Origin of the sequence: Blastococcus sp. CT_GayMR16, assembly GCF_004570875.1 — a bacterium.
Taxonomy (GTDB): domain Bacteria; phylum Actinomycetota; class Actinomycetes; order Mycobacteriales; family Geodermatophilaceae; genus Blastococcus_B.
On record NZ_SPQK01000017.1, the window covers coordinates 77828 to 103739 of the forward strand.

A 25912-nucleotide genomic window follows, 5' to 3' on the forward strand; every position below is an offset into this window, starting at 1 on the left:
TCGGACGCATGCCATACGAGGTGAAGGGCGTCGTCGCCCGAAGCAAGGGTGCGCCGGTCACGATCGAGACGATTCTCGTTCCCGACCCCGGGCCCGGCGAGGCGGTCGTCGACGTCCAGGCCTGCGGGGTCTGCCACACCGACCTGCACTACCGCGAGGGCGGCATCAACGACGAGTTCCCCTTCCTGCTCGGCCACGAGGCCGCCGGCGTGGTCTCGGCGGTGGGCGAGGGCGTCACGAACGTGGCGGTCGGCGACTACGTGATCCTCAACTGGCGCGCCGTCTGCGGGCAGTGCCGTGCCTGCGCCAAGGGCAAGCCCTGGTACTGCTTCGCCACCCACAACGCCGCGCAGAAGATGACCCTGGCCGACGGCACCGAGCTGTCCCCGGCGCTGGGCATCGGTGCGTTCGCGGAGAAGACCCTGGTCCACTCCGGGCAGTGCACGAAGGTCGACCCGGCCGCCCCGCCCGCGTCCGCCGGTCTGCTCGGCTGCGGCGTCATGGCCGGCATCGGCGCCGCCATCAACACCGGCGGTGTGGGCCGCGGCGACACGGTGGCCGTCTTCGGCTGCGGCGGGGTCGGCGATGCCGCGATCGCCGGATCCCGGCTGGCCGGCGCCTCGAAGATCATCGCCGTCGACATCGACGACCGGAAGCTCGAGTGGGCCCGCGGCATGGGCGCGACGCACACGGTCAACTCGAAGGAGACCGACGCGGTCGAGGCGATCAGGGCGCTCACCGACGGCTTCGGGGTGGACGTCGCCATCGACGCCGTGGGCCACCCCGCGGTGTACGAGCAGGCCTTCTACGCCCGCGACCTGGCCGGCACGGTCGTGCTCGTCGGCGTCCCGAACCCGACGATGCGGATCGAGCTGCCGCTGATCGAGGTGTTCGGCCGCGGCGGCGCGCTGAAGTCCTCCTGGTACGGCGACTGCCTGCCCAGCCGCGACTTCCCGATGCTCATCGACCTGTACCTGCAGGGCCGGTTCGACCTGGACGCCTTCGTCAGCGAGACCATCGGTCTGGACGACGTCGAGGCGGCGTTCGAGAAGATGCACCACGGCGACGTGCTGCGTTCGGTGGTGGTCTTCTGATGGCCGCGAGAACGACGGGCGAGCGAGCATCGCTCCAGGCTGGGGGCACCTCCCGCTTGCGGGGGACAGCGACCGAGGAGCGGAACGAGTCCGGAGTCGAGCAATGAGCGCGGCCCGAATCGACAAGGCCGTCGTCAGCGGCGTCTTCAGCCTCGACGGCCAGGACTTCGACGTCGACAACAACGTCTGGCTGGTCGGCGACGACGACGAGGTGCTCGTCATCGACGCCCCGCACGACGCCGCCCCGATCGTCGACGCGATCGCCGGACGCCGGGTCACCGCGATCGTGCTCACGCACGGGCACAACGACCACATCACCGCCGCGGTCGCCCTGCGCGAGGCCACCGGTGCCCCGATCTGGTTCAACCCGCAGGACCGGATGCTCTGGGACGTGGTGCATCCCGACGCTGCCCCTGACGAGGACCTGACCGAGGGCACCCGCTTCGACGTCGCGGGGACGACGCTGGTCGCGGTCAGCACCCCGGGTCACTCGCCGGGCAGCACCTGCCTCCACGCCGCCGACCTCGGCACCGTCTTCACCGGCGACACCCTCTTCTGCGGCGGGCCGGGCGCGACCGGCCGCTCCTACAGCGACGAGCCGACGATCCTGGAGTCGATCCGCACCCGGTTGCTCACGCTGCCGGGCGACACCGTCGTCCGGACCGGACACGGCGACGACACGACCATCGCCGCGGAGGTGCCGAACGCCGGCTGAGTCACTGCCCGGCGGTGTCGTCCCCTTCCGGACGTCGCTCCTCGGCCTGCGCGCTCGTGCGCTCGAGGCGCTGGCGGATCGCCGCGACGTTGAGCGCCAGATCTTCGAGCGCTTCGACGGCCCGCGTCCCGAGCGCGAACGTCAGGTTCTCGCGCCGCTCCTCAGCACTCGGCTCGCGGTTGCGCCGCGGGGCCTCGCGCGTCGCGTCCGCCCACGGCCCCTCGTCGTCGCGCGGGTTGTCGAACAGCTGGCGCAGCATGCGCTGCGCCATCTCGAGGAAGTCCCCCGGGTCGGGCCGGTTGGTCGCCATCCCATTCTCCTGTCGCTCGGTGCGAGCACGACGATCGGCACGGAGCGGCCGACGCCGGGTGGGTTCGACGTGAACGCACCGCCCCCCGTCGGAGTTCCGTCCCTGCCGCCCGCGACCTGAGCGTCGCACGCCGGCCGACGTCGCGGGAAACGCCGACGGCCATCGCCGCGACACGCGGCACCGTGACCGGGGACACCCCGTCGGGTAGGGGCGGGTGGCGCGACGCCGGTAGTCTCGGGGGGTGCCCCGCGGTGATGGACGCCTGACGCACGACCTCGATCCCTCGTCTCCCGGACCTCAGGACGCGTGTGGCGTCTTCGGTGTCTGGGCGCCGGGCGAGGAAGTGTCGAAGCTGACCTATTTCGGTCTGTACGCCCTCCAGCACCGCGGTCAGGAGGCGGCCGGGATCGCGGTGTCCGACGGCACCTCCGTCGTCGTCTACAAGGACCTCGGGCTGGTCAGCCAGGTCTTCGACGAGGCGACGCTCGGCAGCCTGCGCGGGTTCCTCGCGGTCGGCCACACCCGGTACTCCACGACCGGCGCCTCCACGTGGGAGAACGCCCAGCCGACGTTCCGCACCACCGAGGCCGGCACCGGCCTGGCGCTGTGCCACAACGGCAACCTCGTCAACACCGGTGAGCTGGCCGCGAAGGCCGCCGACGCCGGCGTCCCCGGGGCGTTCGTCGCCACCAACGACTCCGACCTGGTCACCGCCCTGATCGCGGCCCGCCCGGACCTGTCGGTCGAGGCGGCCGCCATGGAGGTGCTGCCACAGCTACGCGGCGCCTTCAGCTTCACGTTCATGGACGAGGACACCCTCTACGCCGCACGCGACCCGCAGGGTGTCCGCCCGCTGGTGCTCGGCCGGCTGGAGCGCGGCTGGGTCGTCGCCAGCGAGACCGCGGCGCTGGACATCGTGGGCGCCTCCGTCGTCCGCGAGGTCGAGCCGGGCGAGCTCATCGCGATCGACGAGAACGGTCTGCGCAGCCAGCACTTCGCGCCCGCCGACCCCAAGGGCTGCGTCTTCGAGTACGTCTACCTCGCCCGTCCCGACACGACGATCTCCGGCCGCGGCGTGCACGCCGCCCGCGTCGAGATCGGCCGCCGGCTGGCCAAGGAGCACCCGGTCGAGGCCGACCTGGTCATCCCGGTGCCCGAGTCCGGCACCCCCGCCGCGGTGGGCTACGCCGAGGCCTCGGGGATCCCCTACGGGCTGGGCCTGGTCAAGAACTCCTACGTCGGGCGCACGTTCATCCAGCCGAGCCAGACGATCCGGCAGCTGGGCATCCGGCTGAAGCTGAACCCGCTGCGCGACGTCATCCGCGGCAAGCGCCTGGTCGTGGTCGACGACTCGATCGTGCGTGGCAACACCCAGCGCGCGCTGATCCGGATGCTGCGCGAGGCCGGGGCGGTGGAGGTGCACGTCCGGATCGCCTCACCGCCGGTGAAGTGGCCCTGCTTCTACGGGATCGACTTCGCCAGCCGGGCCGAGCTCGTGGCCAACGGGCTGGAGGTCGACGGGGTCCGCGCCTCGATCAACGCCGACTCCCTCGGCTACGTGTCCGAGCACGGACTGATCGCGTCGACCGAGCAGCCGGCCAACCGGCTGTGCACCGCGTGCTTCACCGGCCAGTACCCGATCCCGCTCGGGGAGTCCGAGGTCCTGGGCAAGCACGTGCTGGAGGGGATCGGCCGGACGCCGCTCCCGATGGCCATGCCGACGGAGCGGGCGGTCACCGGCTGGACCGGTCAGCAGGCGGGCAGCGCGAGCGTCCCGGGCGGGGCCGAGGACGCACTCACCCGACCATGACCGAGCAGTTCACGTACGCGGCTTCTGGCGTCGACATCGACGCGGGAGAGCGCGCCGTCACGCTGATGAAGGCCGCCGTCGAGCGCACCAACCGGCCCGAGGTCGTCGGGGGCCTCGGCGGCTTCGCCGGGTTGTTCGCCCTGGACACCACCAAGTACTCCAAGCCCCTGCTGGCGTCCTCGACCGACGGCGTCGGCACGAAGATCGCCCTGGCCCGGCAGCTGGACCGCCACGACACCGTCGGCATCGACCTGGTGGCGATGGTCGTCGACGACCTGGTCGCCTGCGGTGCCGAGCCGCTGTTCCTCCAGGACTACGTCGCCTGCGGCAAGGTCGTTCCCGAGCGGATCGCCGCGATCGTCACCGGCATCGCAGCCGGGTGCACCCTGGCCGGCGCCGCGCTGGTCGGCGGCGAGACCGCCGAGCACGGCGACCTGATGGACGCCGACGAGTACGACCTCGCCGCGACCGCGGTGGGGGTGGTGGAGGCCGACGCCGTCCTGGGCCCGGAGCGGGTCACCGAGGGCGACGTGGTCATCGCCATGGCGTCGTCCGGGTTCCACTCCAACGGCTACTCGCTGGTCCGCCGGGTCGTGAGCGCCGCGGGGCTGGACCTGTTCGCGACGCCGGCCGGGCTGGACCGGCCGCTGGGCGAGGAACTGCTCGAGCCCACCCGCATCTACGCCCGCGACTGCCTGGCCCTGGTCGAGACGCTCGGGGTGGACCGGGTGCACGCCTTCGCCCACATCACCGGCGGCGGACTGGCCGGCAACACCGCGCGGGTGGTCCCCGCCGGCCTGGTTGGCGTGCTCGACCGCAGCACGTGGGCGCTCCCCGCCGCGGTGCGCCTGATGGAGGAGCACGGGGTGCCGCACGAGGAGTCCGAGCGGGCCTTCAACTGCGGTGTCGGCATGATCGCCGCGGTCTCCGCGGACTCGGCCGACGCCGCGCTCGCGCAGCTCGCTTCGGCGGGGGTCCCGGCCTGGGTCGCGGGCAGCATCGGACGCCGCACGGACGAGAACGCGCCCGCCGCGCACCTGGTGGGCACCTACCGCTAGGACGGCGCACGACGGCACCGCTGCCCCTTAGGGACAGCGGTGCCGTCGGTTCAGCGTCGGATCAGGACGGCGGCGTCAACGGGGGCTGGCCGCCCAGTCGTCGTCCGCGTCGTCGTCCGCCCATTTGTCGGCGTACTCGTCGTCGTCGTCATCGTCGTCGGTCGCCCGTGCGGGGGCGGTGTACGACGTCGGTGCACCGGTGAGTTCCTTCTGCAGAGCAGACAGGTCGGTGTTGGGTGAGCTGTACTTGAGCTCACGGGCCACGCGTGTCTGCTTGGCCTTCGCTCGGCCGCGCCCCATCGGCTCGACCCCCTCGCTGCGGAGTGACGGGAAACCAGCCCGTGGGCTGGACGGCCCGCGTGGCGACCCCGACTGAGTGGCAATGTCTCGGACAACCTTACGACACGGATCCGCGACGGGCACACGTCCCTCCCCCGACGGGGCGGCGTGGTGTCAGCGAGGCAGCCGGATGGTGGCCAGCCGGCCCACTGCGCTGACCCGCTCCTCGGCCAGCCGGTCGGCGGCGATGGCGGGGGAGACCCCCTCGTCGTCCGCGGCCCGGAAGACCCGCAGCGCGACGTCGAAGATGCCGCTGGCCTTCGACTGCGCCCGCGGGAAGGAGAACCCGTGCCGCTCGTCCTCGACCTGGATGACGCCGCCGGCGTTCACCAGGTAGTCGGGGGCGTAGAGGATTCCCCGCCGGAGGAGCTGCTCGGCGACCGCGGGGGTGGCCAGCTGGTTGTTGGCGCCGCCGCACACGATGCTGCTGGTCAGCGCGGCCACGGTCTGCTCATCGAGCGCGCCGCCGAGGGCGCAGGGTGCGTAGACGTCGTGCGGCATGGCGAGCAGCTCGGCGGTGTCCGCGGCCGCCTTCACCTGCGGGTAGCGGGCCTGCAGCCGGGCGACCGCGGCCGGGTCGACGTCGGTCACGAGGACATCGGCGCCGTCGTCCACCAGGTGCCCGACCAGCCACGAGCCCACCTTGCCGACGCCGGCGACCGCGACGGTGCGGCCGGACAGGGTGGGGGAGCCCCAGGTGTGCTGGGCGGCGGCGCGCATGCCCTGGAAGACGCCGTAGGCGGTCAGGACCGAGGAGTCGCCGCAGCCGCCGTAGGCCTCCGACCGGCCGTGGGCGAACCGGGTCTCCCGGGCCACGACGTCGAGGTCGGCGTTGTAGGTGCCGACGTCGCAGGCGGTGAGGTAGCGCCCGCCCAGGGCCTCGACGAACCGGCCGTAGGCGCGCAGCAGGGCCTCGGTCTTGTCGGTGTTCGGATCGCCGATGATCACGGCCTTGCCGCCGCCGAGATCCAGTCCGGCGAGGCTGTTCTTGTACGTCATCGCGCGCGACAGCCGCAGGGCGTCGGCGACGGCCGCGTCCTCGCTCGCGTACGGGTAGAACCGGGTGCCGCCGAGGGCCGGGCCGAGCGCCGTCGAATGGACGGCGACGATGGCCCGCAGCCCCGATTGCGCGTCGCGACAGAACACGACCTGCTCGTGATCAGAGCTGAGGATTTCCACGTCCCGAGCCTAGAACGCTGCCAAGATGTCGCCCGTCCGGTGGGCGCGTGGCGGGTCCAGCCGCGGCCGTGCTGCCCTGCGGGCATGATCCGGGTCGAACACCCAAGCGGAACGCGGTGCTGCGCCCGCGAGCACAGGAGGACTCTCGATGGCCGGACCCAAGCGACTGCTGGCACTCGCCGTGGCCACGCCGCTCTTCCTGGCGGCTGCCTGCACGACCGACAGCAGCTCGGACGGCGGCGACTCCGGCAACGGCAGCAGCGGCAGCAGCGGTGACCTCAGCTTCGCCGTGATCACCCACGGCTCGGCCGGCGACGCGTTCTGGGACGTCGTGCAGAACGGGGCCGAGCAGGCCGGGGAGGACCTCGGCATCTCCGTCGACTACCAGAGCGACGGCGATCCGCAGCGGCAGGCGCAGCTCATCGACGCGGCGGTCAACCAGGGCGTCGACGGCATCGTCGTCTCGATGGCCAACCCCGACGCCTTGCAGGACTCCGTCGAGGCCGCCGTCGACGCCGGTATCCCGGTCGTGACGATCAACTCCGGAGGGGACCGGTCCGCGGAGTTCGGGGCCATCGGCCACGTCGGCCAGGACGAGGCGATCGCGGGCCAGGGTGCCGGCCAGGAGCTCGCGGCCGAGGGCGCCACGAAGGTGCTCTGCGTCGTGCACGAGGCCGGCAACATCGGCCTGGAGCAGCGCTGTTCCGGGGCGTCGGAGGGCCTCGGCACCGACGTGACCTCGCTGCAGGTCGACATCAACGACCTCCAGGGCGCGCAGTCGACGATCGCCTCGCAGCTGCAGAGCGACCCGGCCATCGACGCCGTCCTCACGCTGAACTCCGCCGTCGCCGCGGTGGCGGTCACCGCGGCCGAGGACGCCGGCTCCGATGCCCGCGTGGCCACCTTCGACCTCAACCAGGACGTCATCAGCGGCATCCAGGACGGGTCGATCGCCTTCGCCGTCGACCAGCAGCAGTACGAGCAGGGCTACCTGCCGATCGTGATGCTCCAGCTGTACGCGAAGAACCTGAACACCGTCGGCGGCGGTCAGCCGGTCCTCACGGGCCCGGGGATCGTCGACTCCGACAACGTCGACGAGATCGCCGACCTGGCCTCGGCCGGTACGCGCTGAGCGTCACGGGCACCGGCGCGCAGGCCGGTACGGAGGAGCGGGCGGCCGACGAGCGGCTGACGGCGCGGGGTCCCCTGCGCCGGCTGCTCGTCACCCCCGAGCTGGGCGCCCTGGTCGGCGCGGTCGTCGTCTTCGCGTTCTTCGCCGTCCAGTCGCCGGTCTTCCGCTCCGCGCGGGGCATCGCCAACTGGATGGACCCGGCCTCGACGCTGGGGATCATGGCGGTCGCCGTGGCGCTGCTGATGATCGGCGGCCACTTCGACCTGTCAGCCGGTGTGCTCACCGGGACGACGGCGCTGACGGTCGGCATCGTCGCCGTCGAGTTCCGGCAGAACCTCTGGGTCGCCATCGGGGTGTCGCTGCTGATCGCCCTGGCCGTCGGCTTCTTCAACGGCTGGCTGGTGACCCGCACCGGCCTGCCGAGCTTCATCATCACGCTGGGCACGTTCCTCATGCTCCAGGGCCTGAACGTGGGCCTCACCAAGCTCTTCACGAACACGGTCACCGTCGGCGGCATCGACGACGTCCCCGGGTACGCCGCCGCGGAGTGGATCTTCGCCTCCCGGCTGAGCATCGCGGGCACCGAGTTCCGCGTCGCCATCCTGTGGTGGCTGCTGTTCACCGCGCTGGCCACCTGGGTCCTGCTGCGCACCCGGTTCGGCAACTGGGTGTTCGCCACCGGGGGCGACGAGGTGGCCGCCCGCAACGTCGGCGTCCCGGCCCGCCGGACGACGATCACCCTGTTCATGACGACGGCGGCGGCGGCCTGGTTCGTCGGCACCACGCTCGCGGTGCGGCTGACGTCCGTTCAGGCCAACACCGGCGTCGGCCAGGAGCTCATCTACATCGTGGCCGCCGTCATCGGGGGCTGCCTGCTCACCGGCGGGTTCGGCTCGGCGATCGGGGCGTCGCTGGGTGCGCTCATCTTCGGCATGACCCAGCTCGGCATCCCGTACCTGCACTGGGACGCCGACTGGTTCTACTTCTTCCTCGGCGCCATGCTGCTGCTCGCCGTTTTGGCCAACCGGCTGGTCCGCCGCTACGCCGAGGCGGCCCGGCGATGACCGGCGGGGGAGCGGTAGCACCACTGTTGGATCTCCGGGACGTCGGCAAGGACTACGGCACCGTGGTCGCCCTCGACGGCATCACCACGACCGTGCGGGCGGGCGAGGTCACCTGCGTGCTCGGCGACAACGGGGCGGGCAAGTCGACCCTGATCAAGATCCTCGCCGGGGTGCACCAGCCGACGCGCGGCGAGGTGCTGCTCGACGGGACGCCGATCAGGTTCGGCGCGCCCCGCGAGGCGCTCGACGCCGGCATCGCGACCGTCTACCAGGACCTCGCGATGATCCCGTTGATGGCGATCTGGCGGAACTTCTTCCTGGGCGCCGAGCCGACCCGCGGCCGGGGTCCCTTCCGCCGCTTCGACGCCGGGCAGGCCCGGCAGGTGACCCGCGGAGCCCTCGCCGAGATGGGCATCGACATCCGTGATCCCGACCAGCCGGTCGGCACGCTGTCGGGTGGCGAGCGGCAGTCGGTGGCGATCGCCCGGGCGGTGCACTTCGGCGCTCGGGTGCTGATCCTCGACGAGCCGACATCGGCGCTCGGCGTCAAGCAGGCCGGGGTCGTGCTCCGCTACGTCGCGCAGGCCCGTGACCGCGGGGTGGGCGTCGTGCTCATCACGCACAACCCGCACCACGCCTATCCGGTGGGCGACCGCTTCCTGGTCCTCAACCGGGGGCGCAGCCTGGGCAGTTTCGCCAAGGCAGACGTCAGCCGCGACGAGCTGACCCGCCTGATGGCCGGTGGCGCCGAGCTCGACCAGCTCGCGCACGAGCTCGAACGCCCCACCGCCTGACCGACCGAGGTCCCTCGCACGGGGGATCGGTGTCCAAGCGTGTCGGCGCGAATGTCGACATGTCTCTGCGTAGGGGAATGGTCACCTTACGAATCCAGAATGGTGTGTCGGCTGTGCCGCGTGTTGCCTTTGTGACTGGCGGTGACAGTGCGACGGTTCCGGGGCTTCATCCACCGCAGCGCAACCTCTTCCCCAGGGAGCGAGCACATGTCCGATCGCCGTCCTTCCGGACCGGCGACACCGCGCCGCCCCGGTTCCCGCCGGCCGGCCGCGGGCCGCCCGTTCCGCACCGTGCGGTCCGTGCTGGTCGGTGTCCTGACCGGTGCGATCCTCGTGGCCTCCGCGATCCCCGCCTCCGCAGCCCCTGCGCCGCCGCCGAACCCCACGGACACCCAGATCGGTGCCGCTCGTTCCGAGCAGGACGCCGCGGCCGCCGAGGTGGGCCGCATCGCCGGGCTGGTCGCCACCGCCGAGGCCGAGCTCGAGCGGGTCGGCGTCCTGGCCGAGGCCGCGGGCACCGCGTACATGCTCGCCGAGGAGGCGCTGCTGCAGGCGCAGGAGCGGGCCGCCCAGACGGCCGCCGAACTGCAGGCCGCCGCGGCTGCCGTCGGCGCCGCAGAGGCGCGGATCGCCACGTTCTCCCACGACAGCTACATAAACGGTCCGGCGCTGAGCGCGACGGCTGCGCTGCTGGACTCCAGCGGCCCGGGCGAGCTGATCCAGCGTGCAGCGCTGCTCTCCTACGTCGCCGACAACCAGATCGACGTCCTGGGAGCGCTCGAGGTGGCCAAGGTCGCGCAGGCGAACGCCGACTCCTCCGCCCGCGCGGCCCGTGACGAGATGGCCGTCGCCGAGGAGGCCGCCCAGGCGGCCAAGGAGCGGGCCGACGGCCAGCTGGCGGTACAGCAGGGCGCCTACGAGCAGGTCGCTTCCCAGAAGGCCGCCTACGACCAGCAGCTGCAGGCCGCCCAGATCCACCTGCTGGAGCTGCAGGGTGCCCGCAATGCCTACGACCAGTGGGTCGCCCAGCGGGCCGCGGAGGAGGCGGCGGCACGGGCCGCCGCCGAGAAGGCCGCCCGGGACGCGGCGAACGCTCGGAACAACGCCGCCAGCGGTGGCGGTGGCGGAGGAGGCGGTGGTGGCGGAGGCGGCGACTACGTCCAGCCCGCGTACGGCCGCGTCTCCAGCTGCTACGGGGCCCGGTGGGGCGTCACCCACTACGGCGTCGACATCGCCGCACCGGTCGGTACTCCCATCTACGCCGCGACGTCCGGGGTGGTGAAGCGGGCCGGGGCCGCCACCGGGTTCGGCCTGGCGGTCTACATCCTCGGGGACGACGGCGCGGTCACCGTCTACGGCCACATCAACGACTACTTCGTCACCGCCGGCGAGCGCGTCTCCGCCGGTGAGCAGATCGCCGAGGTAGGCAACCGCGGACAGTCGACCGGACCGCACCTGCACTTCGAGGTGCACACCGGCGGTCAGCTCTACAGCAACCAGATCAACCCCGTGCCGTGGCTCAACAACCGCGGCGTGTACATCGGGGGCTGCGGCGGCTGAGAGGCCCCCTGCAGGGACCCCGCGCGAGCTCTAGGGGGCAGGGGGTCCTTTTTCAGCTGGTCGGCGCGGCCGATCCGCTGGGGGTTTCGAGGCCGCACTCGGTCGCGAGGTAGGTCTGCACGTTCGTCGCCGAGGTCGACAGCGAGCCGATGATCTCGGTCGTGCGCTGCTGCAGTGCGCTGGCCGACGCCGGGTCGTTGACGTTCACCTCTGCGAAGGCCTGGGCGAACTGCTCGATGCCGTCGGCGAGTGCGGTCCAGTCCGAGGAGATCTCGCTCGGCGGATCGATGGCGCGCACCTTGTCGGCCGCCTCCTGCAGCGCCGGCGCCAGGGCCGCGGGGTCGCTGCCCTGACCGCTGAAGGCGGGTTCGACGTCGTTGAGCGCGTCCGCGGCCTGGGTGCAGAACTCCGAGGCCGCCGCGTCCGCGGTGGTCTCGGAGGCGCTGGAGCTGGTCGCGCTGGAGGCCGACGACTGGTTGTCGTCGTCGCCGGAGCCACCGCAGGCGGTGAGCAGGACGACGGCGGCGGCCACGGAGAGCCCGTTACGGCAGACGGTGAGGGATCGACGCATGCCCCGAGGTTAGTGGTGGATGCGCGAGGGCGAATCGGCACGGCTACCGTGCCGGTCGTGACAGCGCCCGTCGACCCGCGCGCCACCTGGGGCCTCCCGGCGCCGGGGCAGATGGCGCGGACGGTCGAGCTCGACCCGCTGGTCACCCGCGTCCTCGCCCCGAACCCCTCGCCCATGAGCCTCGACGGGACGAACACCTACGTCGTCGGCGCACCCGGCAGCGGCCGGGCCGTCGTGGTCGATCCGGGCCCGGACGACGCGGCGCACCTGGCCGCCGTCGAGGCGGCCCTGGCCGCGCGGGGTGCGCAGTGCGTGGCCGTGCTGGTCACCCATCACCACGAGGACCACGCCGAGGCGGCCCTGCCCTGGGGCGCCCACTTCGGCGCCGAGGTGGCCGCCGGCAGGGCGGTCGTGGCGGGACCCCGGGGGCGGGTGCTGGAACCCGGCGAACGGCTGAACCTGGCCGGCACCACGATCGGCGTCGTCCCGACCCCCGGTCACACGAAGGACCACCTGGCCTTCCGGCTGGAGTCGGGCGCGGTGCTGGTCGGCGACCACGTGCTCGGCCGCGGCACCTCGGTCGTGACGTATCCGGAGGGCGACGTGCTCGCCTATCTCGAGTCGCTGCGCCGGGTGCACGACCTCGGCCCCGCCGCGCTCTACTGCGGGCACGGGCCCGAGCTGACCGAGGACCCCGGCGCGGTCCTGGACTTCTACCTCGCCCACCGCGCCTACCGCGAGCACCAGCTGCTGGAGGTGCTCGGCCAGGGGCCGGCCACCGTCGACGAGCTGGTCGCGACCGTGTACGCCGCGTACCCGCAGCAGGTGTGGCCGGCGGCGGCGCAGTCGACCCGGGCCACCCTCGACAAGCTGCGCGCCGAGGGCCGGGTCGAGGGGACCGAGCCGGTGCGCCTGGCATGACCGAGGTGCCGGTCGTCCGCAGCGCGGACAGCGAGCGCGACCAGCGGCGTGCCGCGGCAGCACTGGCCGCCCACGGGCTACGGCCCGGCGACCGGCTGCTGGTCTCGGCCGCGGCGTCGCCGGCGCTGCTCGCGGCGGTCCTCGGCGCCTTGCGCACCGGGATCGTCCCGGTCGTGCTCGACCCCGGGCTGCCGGCGGCGGAACGGTCGGCACTGGCCGAGGACGCCCAGCCCGCACTCGACCTCGCCGACGACCCGGGGCAGCTGCTGGGGGACGCCGAGGCCGATCTCGCCGATGTGCCCCTCGCCCGCCCGATGCACTACACGTCCGGGACGACGGGCCGCCGCAAGGGCGTGTGGTCCGGCGTCCTGGGCGAGGACGACGCCCGGCAGCTCGCCGCCGAGGAGATCGGGCTCTGGGGCTTCGAGCCGGCCGACCGGCACCTGGTGCTCTCCCCGCTGCACCACAGCGCGCCGCTGCGGTTCGCGATCCACACGCTGCTCGCCGGGGGCGAGGTGCTGCTGCCCGGGCCCTTCGACGCCGCCCGCGCGGCGCCGACGATCACCGAGCTGCGCCCCACGACGACGTTCTGCGTGCCGACCCATCTGCAGCGGTTGCTCGCGCAAGGCCCCGACTGGTCCTCCTTCCGCCGCCTCGTGCACGCCGGTGCGCCGTGCCCCGAACCGCTCAAGCGGGCGGTTCTGGAGGCGCTGCCCGACGGCAGCGTCTGGGAGTTCTACGGCTCCACGGAGGCGCAGTTCACCGTCTGCTCGCCCGACGACTGGCTCGCGCACCCCGGCAGCGTGGGGCGGGCGCGGCCGGGACGGCGGCTGGAGACCGACGAGCGCGGCCAGCTGTGGTGCGCGGTGCCGCGCTGGGCCCGGTTCGAGTACTGGCAGGCCCCCGAGAAGACCGCGGCCGCCTGGCGGGGCGACCTCGTGACGGTCGGCGACCTGGGCCGGGTGGACGACGACGGCGTCGTGTGGCTCGACGGGCGGCGGGAGGACCTGGTCATCTCCGGCGGCGTGAACGTGTATCCCGCCGAGGTCGAGGCCGTCCTCGACGCGCACCCCGACGTCGTGGAGAGCGCCGTGTTCGGGATCCCGGACGAGGACTGGGGGCAGCGCGTGGTCGCCGCCTACGTCGGCACCGCCGGGACGGCCGACCTGGGCGCGTGGGCGCGCGAGCGGCTCGGCGCGGCCAAGCGGCCCAAGAGCCTGCACCGTCTGGACGACCTGCCGCGCACCTCCACCGGCAAGGTGCGTCGCCTCGATCTCCCCGAGGTCCTCGGTCTCGACGGTGCCTGACGCCGAGTGGGACGTCGTGGTCGTGGGGGCCGGGACGTCGGGTTGCGTTCTTGCCGCGCGTCTGGCCGACACCGGGCGCCGGGTCCTGCTGCTGGAGGCGGGGGAGGACCACGCCCGGTCCGCGGACTTCCCGCCCGACTTGGGGGACGCCGCCACCATGCGGGCCGCGGTGCCCGGCCACCCGGCGAACTGGGACCTCACGGGCACGCTCACGGGGGAGCGGACCGTCCCCGTGCCCCGCGGCCGGGTGGTGGGCGGCTCCAGCGCGCTCAACGCGGGCTCGTTCATCCGGGCTCCGCGGGTGGACCTCGACGGCTGGGCCGCCGACGGCAACCACCTGTGGTCCTACGACGCCGTCCTCCCCGCCTTCCGACGGCTGGAGGCCGATCGGGAATTCGGCGACCGGCCGGAGCACGGCGCGGACGGCCCGATCCCTGTCACCCGGGTCCGGAGCGGGTCTCCGCTCGCCGACGCGTTCGCCGCCGCCGCCCACGAGCTCGGCCATCCCGCCGAGCCGGACAAGAACAGCGGCGACTCGCCCCCGGGCTACGGGCCGGTGCCGCTCAACGTGGTCGACGGCGTGCGGGTCAACACCGCGATGGCCTACCTCTCCCCGCGCCGGGAGCTGGCGGCGCTCACCGTCCGGGGCGGAGTGACGGTCCGCCGGGTGGTCCTCGAAGGCAGCCGCGCGGTTGGCGTCGAGACCGCCGCGGGCGTCGTGCGGGCGGCGGAGGTCGTCCTGTGCGCCGGCGCCGTGGGCTCGCCGCACCTGCTCCTGCTCTCGGGGATCGGGCCGGCCGGCGATCTCCGCCGGGCCGGGATCGAGGTCGTCGCCGACGTCCCCGGTGTGGGCGCGGAGTTCACCGACCACCCGAACGTCTACGTCGGCTACCGCCCCGCCGTGCCCCTGCCACCGGCCGTGCTGCCCCTGTCCGGCGTCCTGCACGCGACGGCGTCGGGATCGGCGCTGCCCGGCGACCTGGAGATCCTGCCGTGGCTGACCCCGTTCGGCCGGATCACCGGCGGCACGGACGACGGCGAACTCGTCGTCGGGGTCGGGCTGCAGCGCGAGGACAGCCGGGGCCGGCTAGGCCTGGACGACGACGACCCGTCACGGCAGCCCCGGCTGGCCTACCGCTACCTGACCGAGGAGTCCGACCGGCGACGGCTCCGTGAGGGCGTGCGGCTGGCGGCCGGGCTGCTGCGGACGGACTCCCTCGCGCCCCTGGTGGCGGGGCGCACGGACCTCCCGGACGACGTGCTGGACGGCGACCGCGCCCTCGACGACTGGATCCGCGCGCACCTGACCACCGCGATCCACCTGGCCGGGACGGCGCGGATGGGGCCCGACTCCGACCCGGGAGCGGTCGTGGACCAGCGGCTGCGCGTGCGCGGGGTCAGCGGTCTTCGCGTCGTGGACACGTCGGTGCTGCCGCGGGTCCCCTCGCGTGGGCCGGCCGCGACGGCCGTGATGCTGGGCGAGCGCGCTGCCGAGCTCATGGCGTGAGGTCAGTCGTCGAAGGGGAAACCCTGGAACGGGGCGTCCTCGGAGGGGAAGTCCTCGACCGGGACCTCCTCGACCGGCACTTGCTGGGGTCCCCGTTCGACGGGTGGGGGAGGTGGCGGGCGCGGCGGCGCGAGCTCGAGACCCGCGGGCGGGAACGGCACGGCTTCCTGCGCGCTGAGGATCGGCAGCATGGCGTCGTGCCAGATCGGCGCGGCGCCCCGCCCGCCGTAGGCGCCCACGTCCTGGTTCTGCTTCGGGTTGAGCACCATGACGCTCGCGGCGTACTGCGGGGTGTAGCCGACGAAGGCGACGGAATACCGGTCCTGGCTGGTGCCCGTCTTGCCCGCGATCTGGTGCCCCGGGATAGCCGCCCGGGTGCCGGTGCCGATCGCGGACGCGGTGTCGCCGACCAGGATCTGGTTGAGCGTCGTTGCGACGGCCGAGGGCACCGCCTCGGGGGTGCAGATGTCGCCGGTGTTGAGGGGCGCCCCGTCGGCGCCGAGCAGCGGGGCGCCGGTCCGGTCGAGCACGGCGGTGACCGGCACCGGGTCGCACTGCGTGCCGTTGGCCGCGAGTGTCGAGTACGCGCTGGCCAGGGCCAGGGGACTGGTCGCCTCCGCCCCGAGCGTGAACGAGCCGCGCCGGTCGGCGATGACCTGGTCGGCCACCGGGTCGATCGAGAAGAACCCCATCCGCTGGGCCATGCGCACCGGGCCCTCGACGCTGCCGAGCTGGTCCTCGAGGGCGACGAAGTAGGTGTTCGACGACCGGACCAGCGCCTCGACCATGGTGAGCGTCGGCGGGTAGCGCCCCGCGTTCTGGACGACGTAGGGCGCCCCGACCGTGCCGCCGTTCTGCTTGTAGACCCGGGAGACGTAGGGATCGCCGGTGGTGATCGTGTTCCACGGCGGGACCCCCTGTTCCAGGGCCGAGGCCGCGACGAACACCTTGTAGGTGGAGCCCGCGCCCTGGCTCGCCACGACGTTCAGCGCGACGGACTCCTGCGCCGGGTCGTTGACGTCGAAGCCGAACCGTCGGTTGACGCTCATCGCGAGCACGTGGCCCGTACCGGGTTCGACCGCGGTGAACATGCCGGCCAGCGGATCACCCATCTCCAGGTAGTTGAGCACCGCCTGGTCCGCCGAGGCCTGCAGGTCCGGCCGCAGCGTGGTCTTGATCGTCAGGCCACCGTTCTCGAGCACGTCGAGCGGGATGCCGAGGGTCTGGGTCAGGTGCCGCTGCACGTAGTCGCAGAAGAACGCGCCCTGGACGGCGCTGACGCAGCCGTTCGGCGGGGGGAGGGCCGGCACGACGGCCACGGGTGTGGGCGAGATCGCGGCGACGTCCTCCGCGGGCACGTGTCCGAGCCTGTGCATGCGCGCCAGCACCTGGTTGCGCCGCTCGCGGGCCCGTTCGGGATCGGTCAGGGGGTCGTCGTTGGAGGGTGTCTGCACCAGACCGGCGAGCATCGCCGCCTGCGGCAGCGTGAGGTCGACGGCGTTGACGCTGAAGTAGCGCTGGGCCGCGGCTTGGATCCCGTAGGCGCCCTGGCCGAAGTACACGAGGTTGAGGTAGCGGGTGAGGATCTCCGACTTCGAGTACTGCTGCTCCATGGCGAGCGCCAGCCGGGCCTCGCGGAGCTTGCGGCCGATGCTGGACTCCGTCGCCGCCACGCGCTCCTCGTAGGTGGTGGCCGCCTGCAGCAGGGTCTGCTTGACCAGCTGCTGCGTGATGGTGGAGCCGCCCTCCATCACCTCGCCGGCGACGACGTTGCGCACCAGCGCCCGCGCGGTGCCCTCGACGTCGAGGCCGTGGTGCTCGTAGAACCGCGAGTCCTCGATGTCGATGATCGCCTGCTTCATCACCTCCGAGATCTGCTCCGCGGCGACCGGCGTCCGGTTGAAGCGGTAGAACCAGGTGATCAGCGACCCGTCAGCGGCCAGGACGACGGAGTTGCCCGGCGGGGTCTCGTCGCTGAGGACGCCGGGCAGCGGTGAGAGCAGGTTCGCCGAGGAGCTCGCGACGAGCCCCGGGCCGACGATCCACGGCACGAGCAGGGCGGCCGTCAGCGCGCCGGCCAGAGGCACGGCGACGAGGAACAGGGCACCGAAAGCGCGCAGGCGCGGGTGCGGACGACGTCGGGACATCGGCCACCTCGCTCCCGGACCCCTGCGCCGGGTGCTCCCATGAACCGGACGGCGCGGTTCCGAGGATGGCGCTCAGCGTGGCGGAGGAACAGCAGATCGTGCGCGGCCGAATGGCGGTCGAGTGCCGCTGACCCGGAGTGCGTGCTCGGCGTCGCTTCGTGAGCGCGGCACGACCGGGCCGTCCCGGCGACGCCTCGAGGCAGCCGCCGGGACGCCGGGGTCAGGAGGTCAGCGGACCGCGGGGATCTCGCTGGTGCTGGTCGTCGACAGCGGCGACCAGGCATCAGGATGCGGCCGGCCGGCGTCGGCGGTCCACGCCGAGCTGCGGGAGGTGGCCGACGTGCCCCGGGCCGGAGCCTGCGGGCGGGCACTCAGGCTGACGATCAGGGCGAGCAGCACGAGCAGTCCGACCAGGACCCCGCCGATGACCAGAAGCGTCGAGAGCATGTACTGAACGTAAGCGTGGGAACGTTCCGTGTCACCGGATGGCAGCGGGCAGATCTCACCGAAGATTCGCCTCCGGTTGGCAGACTTTTCCCCGTTGACCGATCGCGCCGGACCCGCTACTCCCGGCCGGGTAACCGGCTGCCTGAGCTGCGGCGTAGCCCAGGAGGCGGCGGGTAGGACGCGGTCGTGACAGATGTTGCCCGGGGCGCCGGTCGGCTCGTCGCCGTGCCGCTCGGGGCCCTGGCGCGGTGGCGACACGGCCGGCCCATGCACCCACGCGGTGCGGTGTTCGACGGCATCCTCGAGCGGACCGGCAGCGCGCCGCCCTGGGAGGTCCCCTGGCTCGATGCGACGGCACGCGACGCCGTCGTCGTCCGGATGTCGCGGGGTGCCGGCCTGCCTGCTCCGCTGCCGGACGTGCTGGGCCTGGCCGTCCGGCTGCCGGGGGAGGGCGGTCCGGTCGACCTGCTGCTCACGACGACCGGCCGCGGGGCGCTGACCCGGCTGGTCCCGTTCCCCCGCCGGGCCGCAGCGGTCGTCTACTCCTCGATCATGGGCTACCGCTCCGACGCCGGGGTGATCCGCCTCGCCGCCCTCCCGGACGGCGAGGGCGTCCCGTCGGACCCGGGGCCGCTGGCCGACACCGTCGCCCGCGACGGCCTGCGGTTCACGCTCGCGGCGTCCCGCGGCCTCGGCCCCTGGCGACCGTTCGCCCGGCTCGTCCTTCCCGCGGCCCGGGAGGACTGCGACCACGACATCCGCTTCGACGCCGTCCTGAATCCGCCGCCCGGACTGGTCCCGGACGGACCGATGGCCCGCTTCCGGGCGCCCGCCTACGCGACCGCCCGGGTGCAGGGTCGCGGGCAGTAGGTCCAGCGGGCGAGTTCAGCGGGCGGCGACCGCGGCCAGCCCGGCGTCCAGCGCCGCCCACGGGTCCGTCGTCGCGCCGGCCGCCCGCTCCCGGCGGTCCTCGTCCTCGCCCAGGGCGGCCCGAACGCCGTCGGCCAGTTGCGCCACCAGGGGCTGCAGCATGGGCCATACGGCGACCCCGATCGACCGGCGGACGGCGGTGGCCGTCCCGGACAGCCGGGCGGCGGCGGGGGCGTCCCCGGTGAGCAGCGACAGTCCCGCGAGCCCGTCGAGGCAGTAGGCGAGCCCCTCCTGGTCGCCCAGCTCGCGGTGCAGTGCGGCCGCGCCGGCGAGCCGGTCGCGGGCGGAGCCGACGTCCCCGGCGAGCAGGGCGTCGAGCCCGAGCTGGTCGAGCAGCGTCGCGGTGAGGTGGTCGTCGCCGAGCTCCCGGGCGAGGTCCAGCGCCTCCTCGTGCGCCCGGACGGCGGCGGCGAGGTCGCCGGCCAGCAGCGCGGCGTCCCCGTGGGGCACGAGCACGAAGGCCACCGACCAGGTGTCGCCGCTGCGCCGGAGCGCCGCGACCGACTCCTCGAGCAGGGCGGGCAGCGTGGGGTCCTCCGGCGACAAGGTCATCGCCAGGCCCACCAGCCCGTGGCCGAGCAGCCAGGGGTCGTCGCGCTGCCGGGCACCGGCCACGACGTCGGCGAGCAGGGGAGCCGCCTCCGCGGCCCGGCCGAGGGCGATCCGCATCGTCCCGCGCGCCCACAGCAGCAGGCCGGCGGCGTCCTCCGGCAGGTCCGCCGCCGACGGCAGCTCGGCGGTGGCGTCGGCGATCGCGGCCATCTGGGTAAGGAGCCCGCGGGCCCACCACCAGCGGGCGAGCGGCGCGGAGATGGCGACGGCGAGCTCCGCCCGGTCTGTGGCGACCGCCCAGCGGACCGCCTCCTGCAGGTCCATCGCCTCCGCGTCCAGGCGGGCCTGCCAGAGCCGGCGGTCGGGTCCCGACAGGCCGATCCCCGCGGCAGCGCTGACCGTGGCCAGATGCCGCGCCCACCGCTCGCGGGTCGCGGTCTCCTCCCCGCGCTCGCGCAGCCGTTCGCCGGCGAACGTGCGGACGACGTCGAGCATGCGGAAGCGCGGCTCGCCCTCCCCGGAGTCCGTGGGGGTCACCAGGCTGTGGCCGACCAGCGCGGAGAGGACCTCGGGGACGTCGAGGTCACCGTCGACGGCACCGACGGCCTCGGCCGTGTCCAGGGTGGCCCCGCCCGCACACACCGACAGGCGCGCCAGCAGGGTGCGCTCGGGCTCGTCGAGCAGGTCGTGGCTCCACGCCACGGTGGCCCGGAGCGTCCGCTGCCGGTCGGGCACGTCGATGCCCGGACCGCCCAGGTCCAGGGCGCCGTCGAGGCGGCGGAGCAGGACGCGTGGCGGCAGCGTCCGGACGCGGGCCGCCACCAGCTCCACGGCCAGTGGCAGGCCCTCGAGCCGCCGGACGACCTCGGCCACGGCGTCGCTGCCGGCGTCGTCGAGCTCGAACGCGGGGTCGGCCTGACGGGCCCGTTCGACGAAGAGCCGCACCGCGGGGGACCCGGCCACCGCCGCCGCCCCGCCCGCGCGGGCCGGCACCGCGAGCGGGCCGAGCGGGACGTCGTGCTCACCGCGCAGCCGCAGCAGGCTCCGGCTCGTGACCAGCAGCTGGGTCCGGGGGCAATGGGCGAGCAGTCGCGCGAGCCCCGGTGCGGCGGCGAGCACCTGTTCGACGTTGTCGAGCAGGAGCAGGACCCGGCGTCCGGCGAGCCGGTCGGCCACCAGGTCGAGCACGGCCCTGCGGCCCTCCACCGAGACGCCGACGGCCGCGGCGACCGCGCCGGGCACGTCCGCCGGGTCGCTCACCGCCTGCAGGTCCACGAACCACACCGCGTCCCGCTCGACCGACAGCTCCTGCGCCGCGGCCAGGGCGAGGCGGGTCTTGCCGATACCGCCCGGCCCGCTCACCGTCACCAGCCGGACGGCGGGATCGCGCAGCAGGCCGGTGACCAGCGCGAGCTCCTCCAGCCGGTCGACGAGCGGGGTCGGCGGCGTCGGCAGCCACCCCGCGGCCAGCCCGGGCAGGGCCGGGACCGGTGTCGCGGCGAACCGCTCGGTCAGCAGGACCGCCAGGTCGTCGGCCACCCGCTCGGCCAGCTCGCCCGGGTCGTCGTAGGGGGTGGTCGACGAGCCGCTCTCCGCCTGGATCCGGACGATGAGCTCGTCGAGCCGCGGCTCGCGCCCGGGGGCGGTCCGACGGACGTAGAGCAGGCGCGGCTTGCCGGAGGACAGCTCGTACTCGTCCTCCAGGCCGGAGATCGGCATCTCCGGGCCGATCCAGCCGTACCGCTCCCCGTAGATGCCCACGAAGACGTCGCTCTGCTCGAGATAGGCGCGGTAGAGCTCCCGCGGCGGATGCGCCCGCGAGCCCAGCTCGAACATCACCGGCGTGAGCCGGAGCCCGGTGATCGCCGCCCGGACGGCGGCCCGCTCCGCGGCCAGCTCCTCGAGCGTGGAGGAGACGAAGACCCGGAGCCGGCGGTCGGGGGTCGGGATGTCGCGGACCGCCTCGGGGACCCGCGGATCGGCACCGGCCACGGACCCTCCTGCCGTCGAACGCCGCGGCGACGCACTGCGCCGGGCGTCGGACGCGGAGTCTAGGGACGTCCGGCCGGGCCGGAAAGGCGATGACAGCCGGGCGGGGCGGTGGCACGCTTGCGCCGCTCGACAACCGTGCACGGGGGCCCGATCTGCGCGTGAGGTCCTCGTGAACCCTGCTCCGTCCACCCTTCTCGCCCCCACCGAGGTGCGGCAGGTGTTGCCGGCGATGCGGGTGCTCCTCGGCGCCTTCGCCGTCCTCACCGCCCTGGCGACCGGCTCGCTCTTCGTCCTTGCCGAGACGACCGAGGAGACGTTCGCCTGGACCATCCAGCCGCCGTTGACCGCTGCCTTCCTCGGAGCCGGCTACGCGGCGGGATTCGTGCTCGTCGTGCTGTCGATGCGGGTCCGCAGGTGGGCCGACGTGCGGGTGCCGGTCCTGACCATCTTCGGATTCGTCGTCCTGACGCTCGTGGCGACGTTGGCGCACATCGAGAAGCTGCACTTCGACGACGACTTCAGCGCGCTGGGTTCGCTGTCGAAGGGCGCGGCCTGGTTCTGGCTCGCGGTCTACGTCGTCCTGCCGCTGGCGATGCTCGTGCTGCTGGTCCTGCAGGAACGGGCGCCCGGCGGCGATCCACCGGCCCGGCATCCGGTGCCGCGGGTGCTGCGCGTGGCGCTCGGCGTCGAGTCGGCGGTCCTCCTGGCGGGGGGGGCGGCGCTGTACGCCGTCCCGACGACCGCGACCACGCTCTGGCCCTGGGCGCTGACGCCGTTCACGGCGCGGGTCACCGCGGCCTGGCTGCTCGCCTTCGGCCTGGCCACGGCGCTCGCCGCGTTCGCCGGCGACCTGCACCGGCTGCGGACGGCGACGATCGCCTACACGCTCTTCGGCGTGCTGGTGCTCGCCGCGGTGCTGCGGTTCCTCGGCACGGTCGACTGGGGCCGGCCGGTGGCCTGGCTGTTCCTCGGCATGACCGTCGCGGTCGTCCTCACCGGGGCCGCGGGCTGGCGCGCCGCACCCGCGGGACCGGACCGTGACTGACGGGCAGCGGGCGGCGCTCGTCGTCCTCACCCGGGACGACGACGTGCGCGCCACCCTGAGCTCGGAGCTGCAGCGGCGCTACGGCCCCGACTACGCCGTCGTCGCCTTCGACCAGCCGGACGCGGCCACCGCCGAACTGCTGCGACGGGAGCTGCCCGTGGCTGCCCTGTTCGGTGGACTGGGCGGCGAGGACCCGGACGGGCTGACCGCCCTGCGCGGACTGCACCGCGACCATCCGGGCGCGATGGCGGTCGCGGTGGTGCGCTGGGGCAACTTCGACACCGCCCGGCCGATCTTCGAGGCCCTCACCCTGGGGCAGCTCGACCGGTGGCTCTACGTGCCGGAGGTGGTCGGCGACGAGGAGTTCCACCGGGCCGTCACCGAGATCCTCGACGAGTGGACGAACCGGCAGGGAGGCGGGTTCGAGGCCGTGCGGATGATCGGTGATCGGTGGTCCGAGCGCGCCCAGCACCTGCGCGACACCTTCGGCCGCAACCGCATCCCGCTCGGCTTCTACGACGCCGACTCGGCCGAAGGGAAGGCCCTGCTCGAGGGACTGAACCTGGACGCGCCCCGCCTGCCCGTCGTCCAGCTGCGGTTCCGGCCCGAGCGGCCGGTGCTGCAGGACCCCAGCGACCTCGACATCGCCGACGCGTTCGGCCTGCTCACCCCGCTGGACGCCGCCGAGGTCTACGACGTGGTGGTGGTCGGTTCGGGTCCCGCCGGCCTCGGGGCCAGCGTGTACGCGGCCTCGGAGGGGCTGAACACGCTCGTGCTGGAGCCGGAGGCGGTGGGCGGGCAGGCGGGCACCAGCTCGCTGATCCGCAACTACCCGGGCTTCCCGACCGGCATCAGCGGCAACCGGCTGACCTTCAACGCCTACCAGCAGGCCTGGGCGTTCGGCAGCACCTTCCACTTCATGCGCTCGGGGCAGGGGATCACGACCGAGGACGGCGTGCTGCGGCTGGCCCTGAGCGACGGCGCCTCGGTCGCCACCCGCACCGTCGTCGTCGCGACCGGCGCGACCTGGCGCCGCCTCGACGTCCCCGAACTGGACGCGTTCACCGGCCGGGGCGTGTTCTACGGCGCCGCGGTCACCGAGGCCCCGGTGATGCGCGGGCGGCACGTCTTCGTGATCGGCGGCGGCAACTCTGCCGGCCAGGCCGCCGTCTACCTGTCCCGCTACGCCGACAAGGTGTCGGTCCTCATCCGCCGGGCGGCGCTGGCGGACACGATGTCGGACTACCTGATCCGCGAGCTGCAGGCCCTGCCGAACGTCGACATCCGACCCCGCGTCCAGGTGGTGGGCGGCACCGGCAGCGACTTCCTGGAGACGGTCACGGTGCGCGACCTCGACACCGGGGCCGAGACGGTCGACTCGGCCGTGCTGTTCGTCCTGATCGGCAGCGAACCCCGAACCGACTGGCTGGGCGGCTCGCTCGCCCGCGACCGGTGGGGCTTCCTGCTGACCGGGGCGCAGCTCCTGGACGACGCCGCCTCGCCCGCCTGGCCGCTGGAGCGTCCGCCCGCGCTGCTGGAGACCAGCACGCCCGGGGTGTTCGCCGCCGGTGACGTGCGGGCCGGTTCGGTGAAGCGGGTCGCGTCCGCGGTGGGCGAGGGAGCGCTCGCCGTCACGCTCGTGCACGCCCACCTAGCCACGCTCGCCCGGGCGCCGGCCTGAGCGGCGGGGGCGACTCGCCCGGTCACCCGATGGGGTCCCGGGCTGGTTCACCGTCGGAGGGAAGGGGTATGACGGACCTGTTCGGCTCGAATCCTCCTGGCCGTTCGTCGACCGTCCGAGGAGCCGACTCCCCGCGTGACAGCAGACCCCCCGCCACCCTGGCCGCCCGAGCGACGGGGCGGCCCGATCCGGGTGGCGACGATCCCGCACACCGGTCCCTACGTGGACGCCGTCCTGCCGGCCGCCGCCGTCCGGGTGGGGGCCGCCGCCGAGCCCTCCCCGTGGCTCGATGTGGCGCACCTGGATGCGCACGCCGGTGAGATCGACGTGCTGCACCTGCACGCCGGTGACGCCGCCGTCGCCGCGGTCGCCGGTCAGTGCTGGGCGGAGACGGCGCGGCGGCTCGGCCTGCCGCTCGTGGTGACCGTCCACCGGGTCCCGCCGTCAGGCAGGAGCGCCCGGAGCCCGGTCGAGGCCCGGTACGAGGCCCACCTGGAGGCGGTCCTCGCGACGGCGGAGGTGGTGCTCACCCTGACGCCGGGCGCCGCGGACGAGATCGCCGACCGGTACGGCCGCACGGCCATCGTCGTGTCCCATCCCGCTGCTGCTGTCCCGGATCCCGCTCTGGGGTCCGAGCGCGGACTCGTCGGCCTGCGCCTCGGACCGCCCACGGCGGGGGTTCCCGACGCGTGGGGGCTCGCACGGGCGGCGCTCTCCGGCGCGGTCTCCGGCGGCGGGCGGTTGCGGGTGCTCGCCGAGGACGAGCGGCACGTCGGCCGCGCCGTCCTGGAGCTGGCGGCCCGCGGTGAGCTGGAGGTCGTCGTCCACCCTGCGTCCGAGCGGGCCGCGCAGCTGCAGGAGCTGCACGTCGCCGTCCTCCCCGAACCGCCGGGGACGCACTCCCGCGACGTCGAGATCTGCCGCGACGTCGGCACCCTCGTCGTCGCCCCCACCTCCGGGTGGAGCGCCCAGCAGTGGTCGGAGGTGGTGTCCTACGGAACCGACGCGAGCGGCTGGCTCGACGCGCTCTCGCTCACCGGTGCCGTGGCGGCGGCGCTGACGCGGCCGATGCCGCGCCCGGCGGACCGGACCTGGCGGGCCGAGCAGCGGACCGCCGTCCAGGACGTGCACGCCGCCGTCTACCGACAGGTGGCCGCCGACCGTCTCTCTGCCGCACGACAGACCTGACCGGGCGGGAACCCAGTCGGAGGCGGCGCGGCCTCGTGCTCACGCGGTCCGCGACTGCCGACCGGCCAGCTCCGCGCGCCCGTCGTCCATGTCCAGGCCGCTTACCGCGGTGATCAGCTCCTCGAGAGCAGAGTCGGGATCGAGTGGATCCCTGCCGCGGCGGCCAGCTCGGTGTCCCCTTGTGCGACGAATCCTGTCGCCGGGGAAACAGCGAGACCTGCGCGGCTCTTCCAGAGCCGAGACGTCGTGCGGTGGGCAGGGGCGGGGTCGAACCGCCGACCTCTCGCTTTTCAGGCGAGCGCTCGTACCGACTGAGCTACCTGCCCCGGCCGGTGACGAGCACCGGGCGGCGACCCTGACGGGACTCGAACCCGCGACCTCCGCCGTGACAGGGCGGCGCGCTAACCAACTGCGCTACAGGGCCTTGCTGTGGTGCGTGCTGTGGTGCGTGCTGTGGTGCGTGCTGTGGTGCATCGTGCGTGCCCCCAACGGGGTTCGAACCCGTGCTACCGCCTTGAAAGGGCGGCGTCCTGGACCACTAGACGATGGGGGCTCGTAGTTCGCCGGGG

Annotated in this window: 22 protein-coding genes and 3 tRNA genes; 15 read left to right on the forward strand and 10 right to left on the reverse strand. The window is 73.8% G+C overall.

The window, feature by feature from the left end; genetic code table 11:
* Nucleotides 1-8 precede the first annotated feature (8 nt).
* Nucleotides 9-1094, forward strand: a complete 1086-nt coding sequence (locus tag E4P38_RS17030) for an S-(hydroxymethyl)mycothiol dehydrogenase (RefSeq protein WP_135133137.1) — start codon at nucleotides 9-11, stop codon at nucleotides 1092-1094.
* A 103-nt stretch (nucleotides 1095-1197) separates the two neighbouring features.
* Nucleotides 1198-1809: an MBL fold metallo-hydrolase gene (locus tag E4P38_RS17035; RefSeq protein ID WP_135133138.1), complete on the forward strand. Its 612-nt coding sequence runs from the start codon at nucleotides 1198-1200 to the stop codon at nucleotides 1807-1809.
* Nucleotide 1810: 1 nt separating this feature from the next.
* Here the strand turns inward: E4P38_RS17035 and E4P38_RS17040 are convergent, their stop codons facing one another.
* Nucleotides 1811-2119: a hypothetical protein gene (locus tag E4P38_RS17040; protein WP_135133139.1), complete on the reverse strand. Its 309-nt coding sequence runs from the start codon at nucleotides 2117-2119 to the stop codon at nucleotides 1811-1813.
* 241 nt (nucleotides 2120-2360) lie between these two features.
* Here E4P38_RS17040 and purF point away from each other — a divergent pair, with 241 nt between their 5' ends.
* Both purF and purM read left to right on the forward strand, forming a co-directional pair.
* A complete protein-coding gene (gene purF, locus E4P38_RS17045; RefSeq protein ID WP_135133140.1) occupies nucleotides 2361-3929 on the forward strand; it encodes an amidophosphoribosyltransferase in 1569 nt (522 codons plus the stop codon).
* Nucleotides 3926-4987, forward strand: coding sequence for a phosphoribosylformylglycinamidine cyclo-ligase (gene purM / locus E4P38_RS17050; protein WP_135133141.1), 1062 nt, complete (start codon nucleotides 3926-3928; stop codon nucleotides 4985-4987). Before purF ends, purM begins: the two co-directional genes overlap by 4 nt.
* A 75-nt stretch (nucleotides 4988-5062) precedes the next feature.
* On the opposite strand, the gene E4P38_RS17055 is transcribed toward purM, so the two are convergent.
* Together E4P38_RS17055 and E4P38_RS17060 are read right to left on the reverse strand one after the other, a co-directional pair.
* Nucleotides 5063-5287 carry a DUF3073 domain-containing protein gene (locus tag E4P38_RS17055; RefSeq protein WP_135133142.1) on the reverse strand — a complete coding sequence of 75 codons (225 nt, stop codon included), beginning with the start codon at nucleotides 5285-5287 and terminating at the stop codon, nucleotides 5063-5065.
* A gap of 153 nt (nucleotides 5288-5440) precedes the next feature.
* Entirely contained in the window at nucleotides 5441-6505 is a 1065-nt protein-coding gene (locus E4P38_RS17060; RefSeq protein ID WP_135133143.1) for a Glu/Leu/Phe/Val dehydrogenase dimerization domain-containing protein, read from the reverse strand.
* A gap of 148 nt (nucleotides 6506-6653) precedes the next feature.
* Between E4P38_RS17060 and E4P38_RS17065 the strand changes: the two genes are divergently transcribed.
* From E4P38_RS17065 to E4P38_RS17080, 4 genes are all read left to right on the forward strand, one after another.
* Nucleotides 6654-7637, forward strand: coding sequence for a sugar ABC transporter substrate-binding protein (locus E4P38_RS17065; protein ID WP_135133144.1), 984 nt, complete (start codon nucleotides 6654-6656; stop codon nucleotides 7635-7637).
* 179 nt (nucleotides 7638-7816) lie between these two features.
* Entirely contained in the window at nucleotides 7817-8701 is an 885-nt protein-coding gene (locus tag E4P38_RS17070) for an ABC transporter permease (RefSeq protein WP_280791093.1), read from the forward strand.
* A 26-nt stretch (nucleotides 8702-8727) separates the two neighbouring features.
* A complete protein-coding gene (locus tag E4P38_RS17075) occupies nucleotides 8728-9495 on the forward strand; it encodes an ATP-binding cassette domain-containing protein (protein ID WP_245161098.1) in 768 nt (255 codons plus the stop codon).
* 300 nt (nucleotides 9496-9795) lie between these two features.
* Nucleotides 9796-11055: a M23 family metallopeptidase gene (locus E4P38_RS17080; RefSeq protein WP_245161099.1), complete on the forward strand. Its 1260-nt coding sequence runs from the start codon at nucleotides 9796-9798 to the stop codon at nucleotides 11053-11055.
* Between the two features lie 52 nt (nucleotides 11056-11107).
* On the opposite strand, the gene E4P38_RS17085 is transcribed toward E4P38_RS17080, so the two are convergent.
* A complete protein-coding gene (locus E4P38_RS17085; RefSeq protein WP_135133148.1) occupies nucleotides 11108-11626 on the reverse strand; it encodes a hypothetical protein in 519 nt (172 codons plus the stop codon).
* A gap of 57 nt (nucleotides 11627-11683) precedes the next feature.
* Between E4P38_RS17085 and E4P38_RS17090 the strand changes: the two genes are divergently transcribed.
* Genes E4P38_RS17090 through mftG form a run of 3 tightly spaced genes read left to right on the forward strand, consistent with a single transcriptional unit; the run spans nucleotide 11684 to nucleotide 15361 of the window.
* On the forward strand, nucleotides 11684-12547 hold the full coding sequence (locus tag E4P38_RS17090) for an MBL fold metallo-hydrolase (protein WP_135133149.1): 864 nt from the start codon (nucleotides 11684-11686) through the stop codon (nucleotides 12545-12547).
* A complete protein-coding gene (locus E4P38_RS17095) occupies nucleotides 12544-13854 on the forward strand; it encodes an AMP-binding protein (RefSeq protein ID WP_135133150.1) in 1311 nt (436 codons plus the stop codon). The genes E4P38_RS17090 and E4P38_RS17095 overlap by 4 nt, the downstream gene beginning before the upstream one ends.
* Entirely contained in the window at nucleotides 13847-15361 is a 1515-nt protein-coding gene (gene mftG, locus E4P38_RS17100; RefSeq protein WP_135133151.1) for a mycofactocin system GMC family oxidoreductase MftG, read from the forward strand. The genes E4P38_RS17095 and mftG overlap by 8 nt, the downstream gene beginning before the upstream one ends.
* 2 nt (nucleotides 15362-15363) lie before the next feature.
* Here mftG and E4P38_RS17105 read toward each other — a convergent pair whose 3' ends face one another.
* Together E4P38_RS17105 and E4P38_RS17110 are read right to left on the reverse strand one after the other, a co-directional pair.
* Complete coding sequence (locus tag E4P38_RS17105; protein WP_135133152.1) at nucleotides 15364-17508, reverse strand: transglycosylase domain-containing protein; 2145 nt, start codon at nucleotides 17506-17508, stop codon at nucleotides 15364-15366.
* A gap of 228 nt (nucleotides 17509-17736) precedes the next feature.
* The gene (locus tag E4P38_RS17110; RefSeq protein ID WP_135133153.1) at nucleotides 17737-17955 is read right to left on the reverse strand and encodes a hypothetical protein; all 219 of its coding nucleotides are present in this window, start codon (nucleotides 17953-17955) and stop codon (nucleotides 17737-17739) included.
* A 186-nt stretch (nucleotides 17956-18141) separates the two neighbouring features.
* Here E4P38_RS17110 and E4P38_RS17115 point away from each other — a divergent pair, with 186 nt between their 5' ends.
* Nucleotides 18142-18825: a phosphodiesterase gene (locus tag E4P38_RS17115; RefSeq protein ID WP_135133154.1), complete on the forward strand. Its 684-nt coding sequence runs from the start codon at nucleotides 18142-18144 to the stop codon at nucleotides 18823-18825.
* Nucleotides 18826-18840: 15 nt separating this feature from the next.
* Here the strand turns inward: E4P38_RS17115 and E4P38_RS23895 are convergent, their stop codons facing one another.
* Nucleotides 18841-21429 (reverse strand): DUF4062 domain-containing protein, encoded by a 2589-nt coding sequence (locus tag E4P38_RS23895; protein ID WP_167760609.1) that lies wholly within the window; start codon nucleotides 21427-21429, stop codon nucleotides 18841-18843.
* 169 nt (nucleotides 21430-21598) lie between these two features.
* Here E4P38_RS23895 and E4P38_RS17125 point away from each other — a divergent pair, with 169 nt between their 5' ends.
* From E4P38_RS17125 to E4P38_RS17135, 3 genes are all read left to right on the forward strand, one after another.
* Nucleotides 21599-22474, forward strand: coding sequence for a hypothetical protein (locus E4P38_RS17125; RefSeq protein ID WP_167760610.1), 876 nt, complete (start codon nucleotides 21599-21601; stop codon nucleotides 22472-22474).
* On the forward strand, nucleotides 22467-24155 hold the full coding sequence (locus tag E4P38_RS17130; RefSeq protein ID WP_135133157.1) for an FAD-dependent oxidoreductase: 1689 nt from the start codon (nucleotides 22467-22469) through the stop codon (nucleotides 24153-24155). Before E4P38_RS17125 ends, E4P38_RS17130 begins: the two co-directional genes overlap by 8 nt.
* Nucleotides 24156-24290: 135 nt before the next feature.
* Nucleotides 24291-25343, forward strand: a complete 1053-nt coding sequence (locus E4P38_RS17135) for a glycosyltransferase (protein ID WP_245161100.1) — start codon at nucleotides 24291-24293, stop codon at nucleotides 25341-25343.
* A gap of 252 nt (nucleotides 25344-25595) precedes the next feature.
* On the opposite strand, the gene E4P38_RS17140 is transcribed toward E4P38_RS17135, so the two are convergent.
* The 3 genes from E4P38_RS17140 to E4P38_RS17150 all read right to left on the reverse strand — a co-directional run bounded on the left by E4P38_RS17140 (nucleotide 25596) and on the right by E4P38_RS17150 (nucleotide 25896).
* Nucleotides 25596-25669, reverse strand: a tRNA-Phe gene (locus E4P38_RS17140).
* Between the two features lie 24 nt (nucleotides 25670-25693).
* Nucleotides 25694-25767, reverse strand: a tRNA-Asp gene (locus E4P38_RS17145).
* Nucleotides 25768-25823: 56 nt separating this feature from the next.
* A tRNA-Glu gene (locus tag E4P38_RS17150) sits at nucleotides 25824-25896 on the reverse strand.
* Nucleotides 25897-25912: the final 16 nt, after the last annotated feature.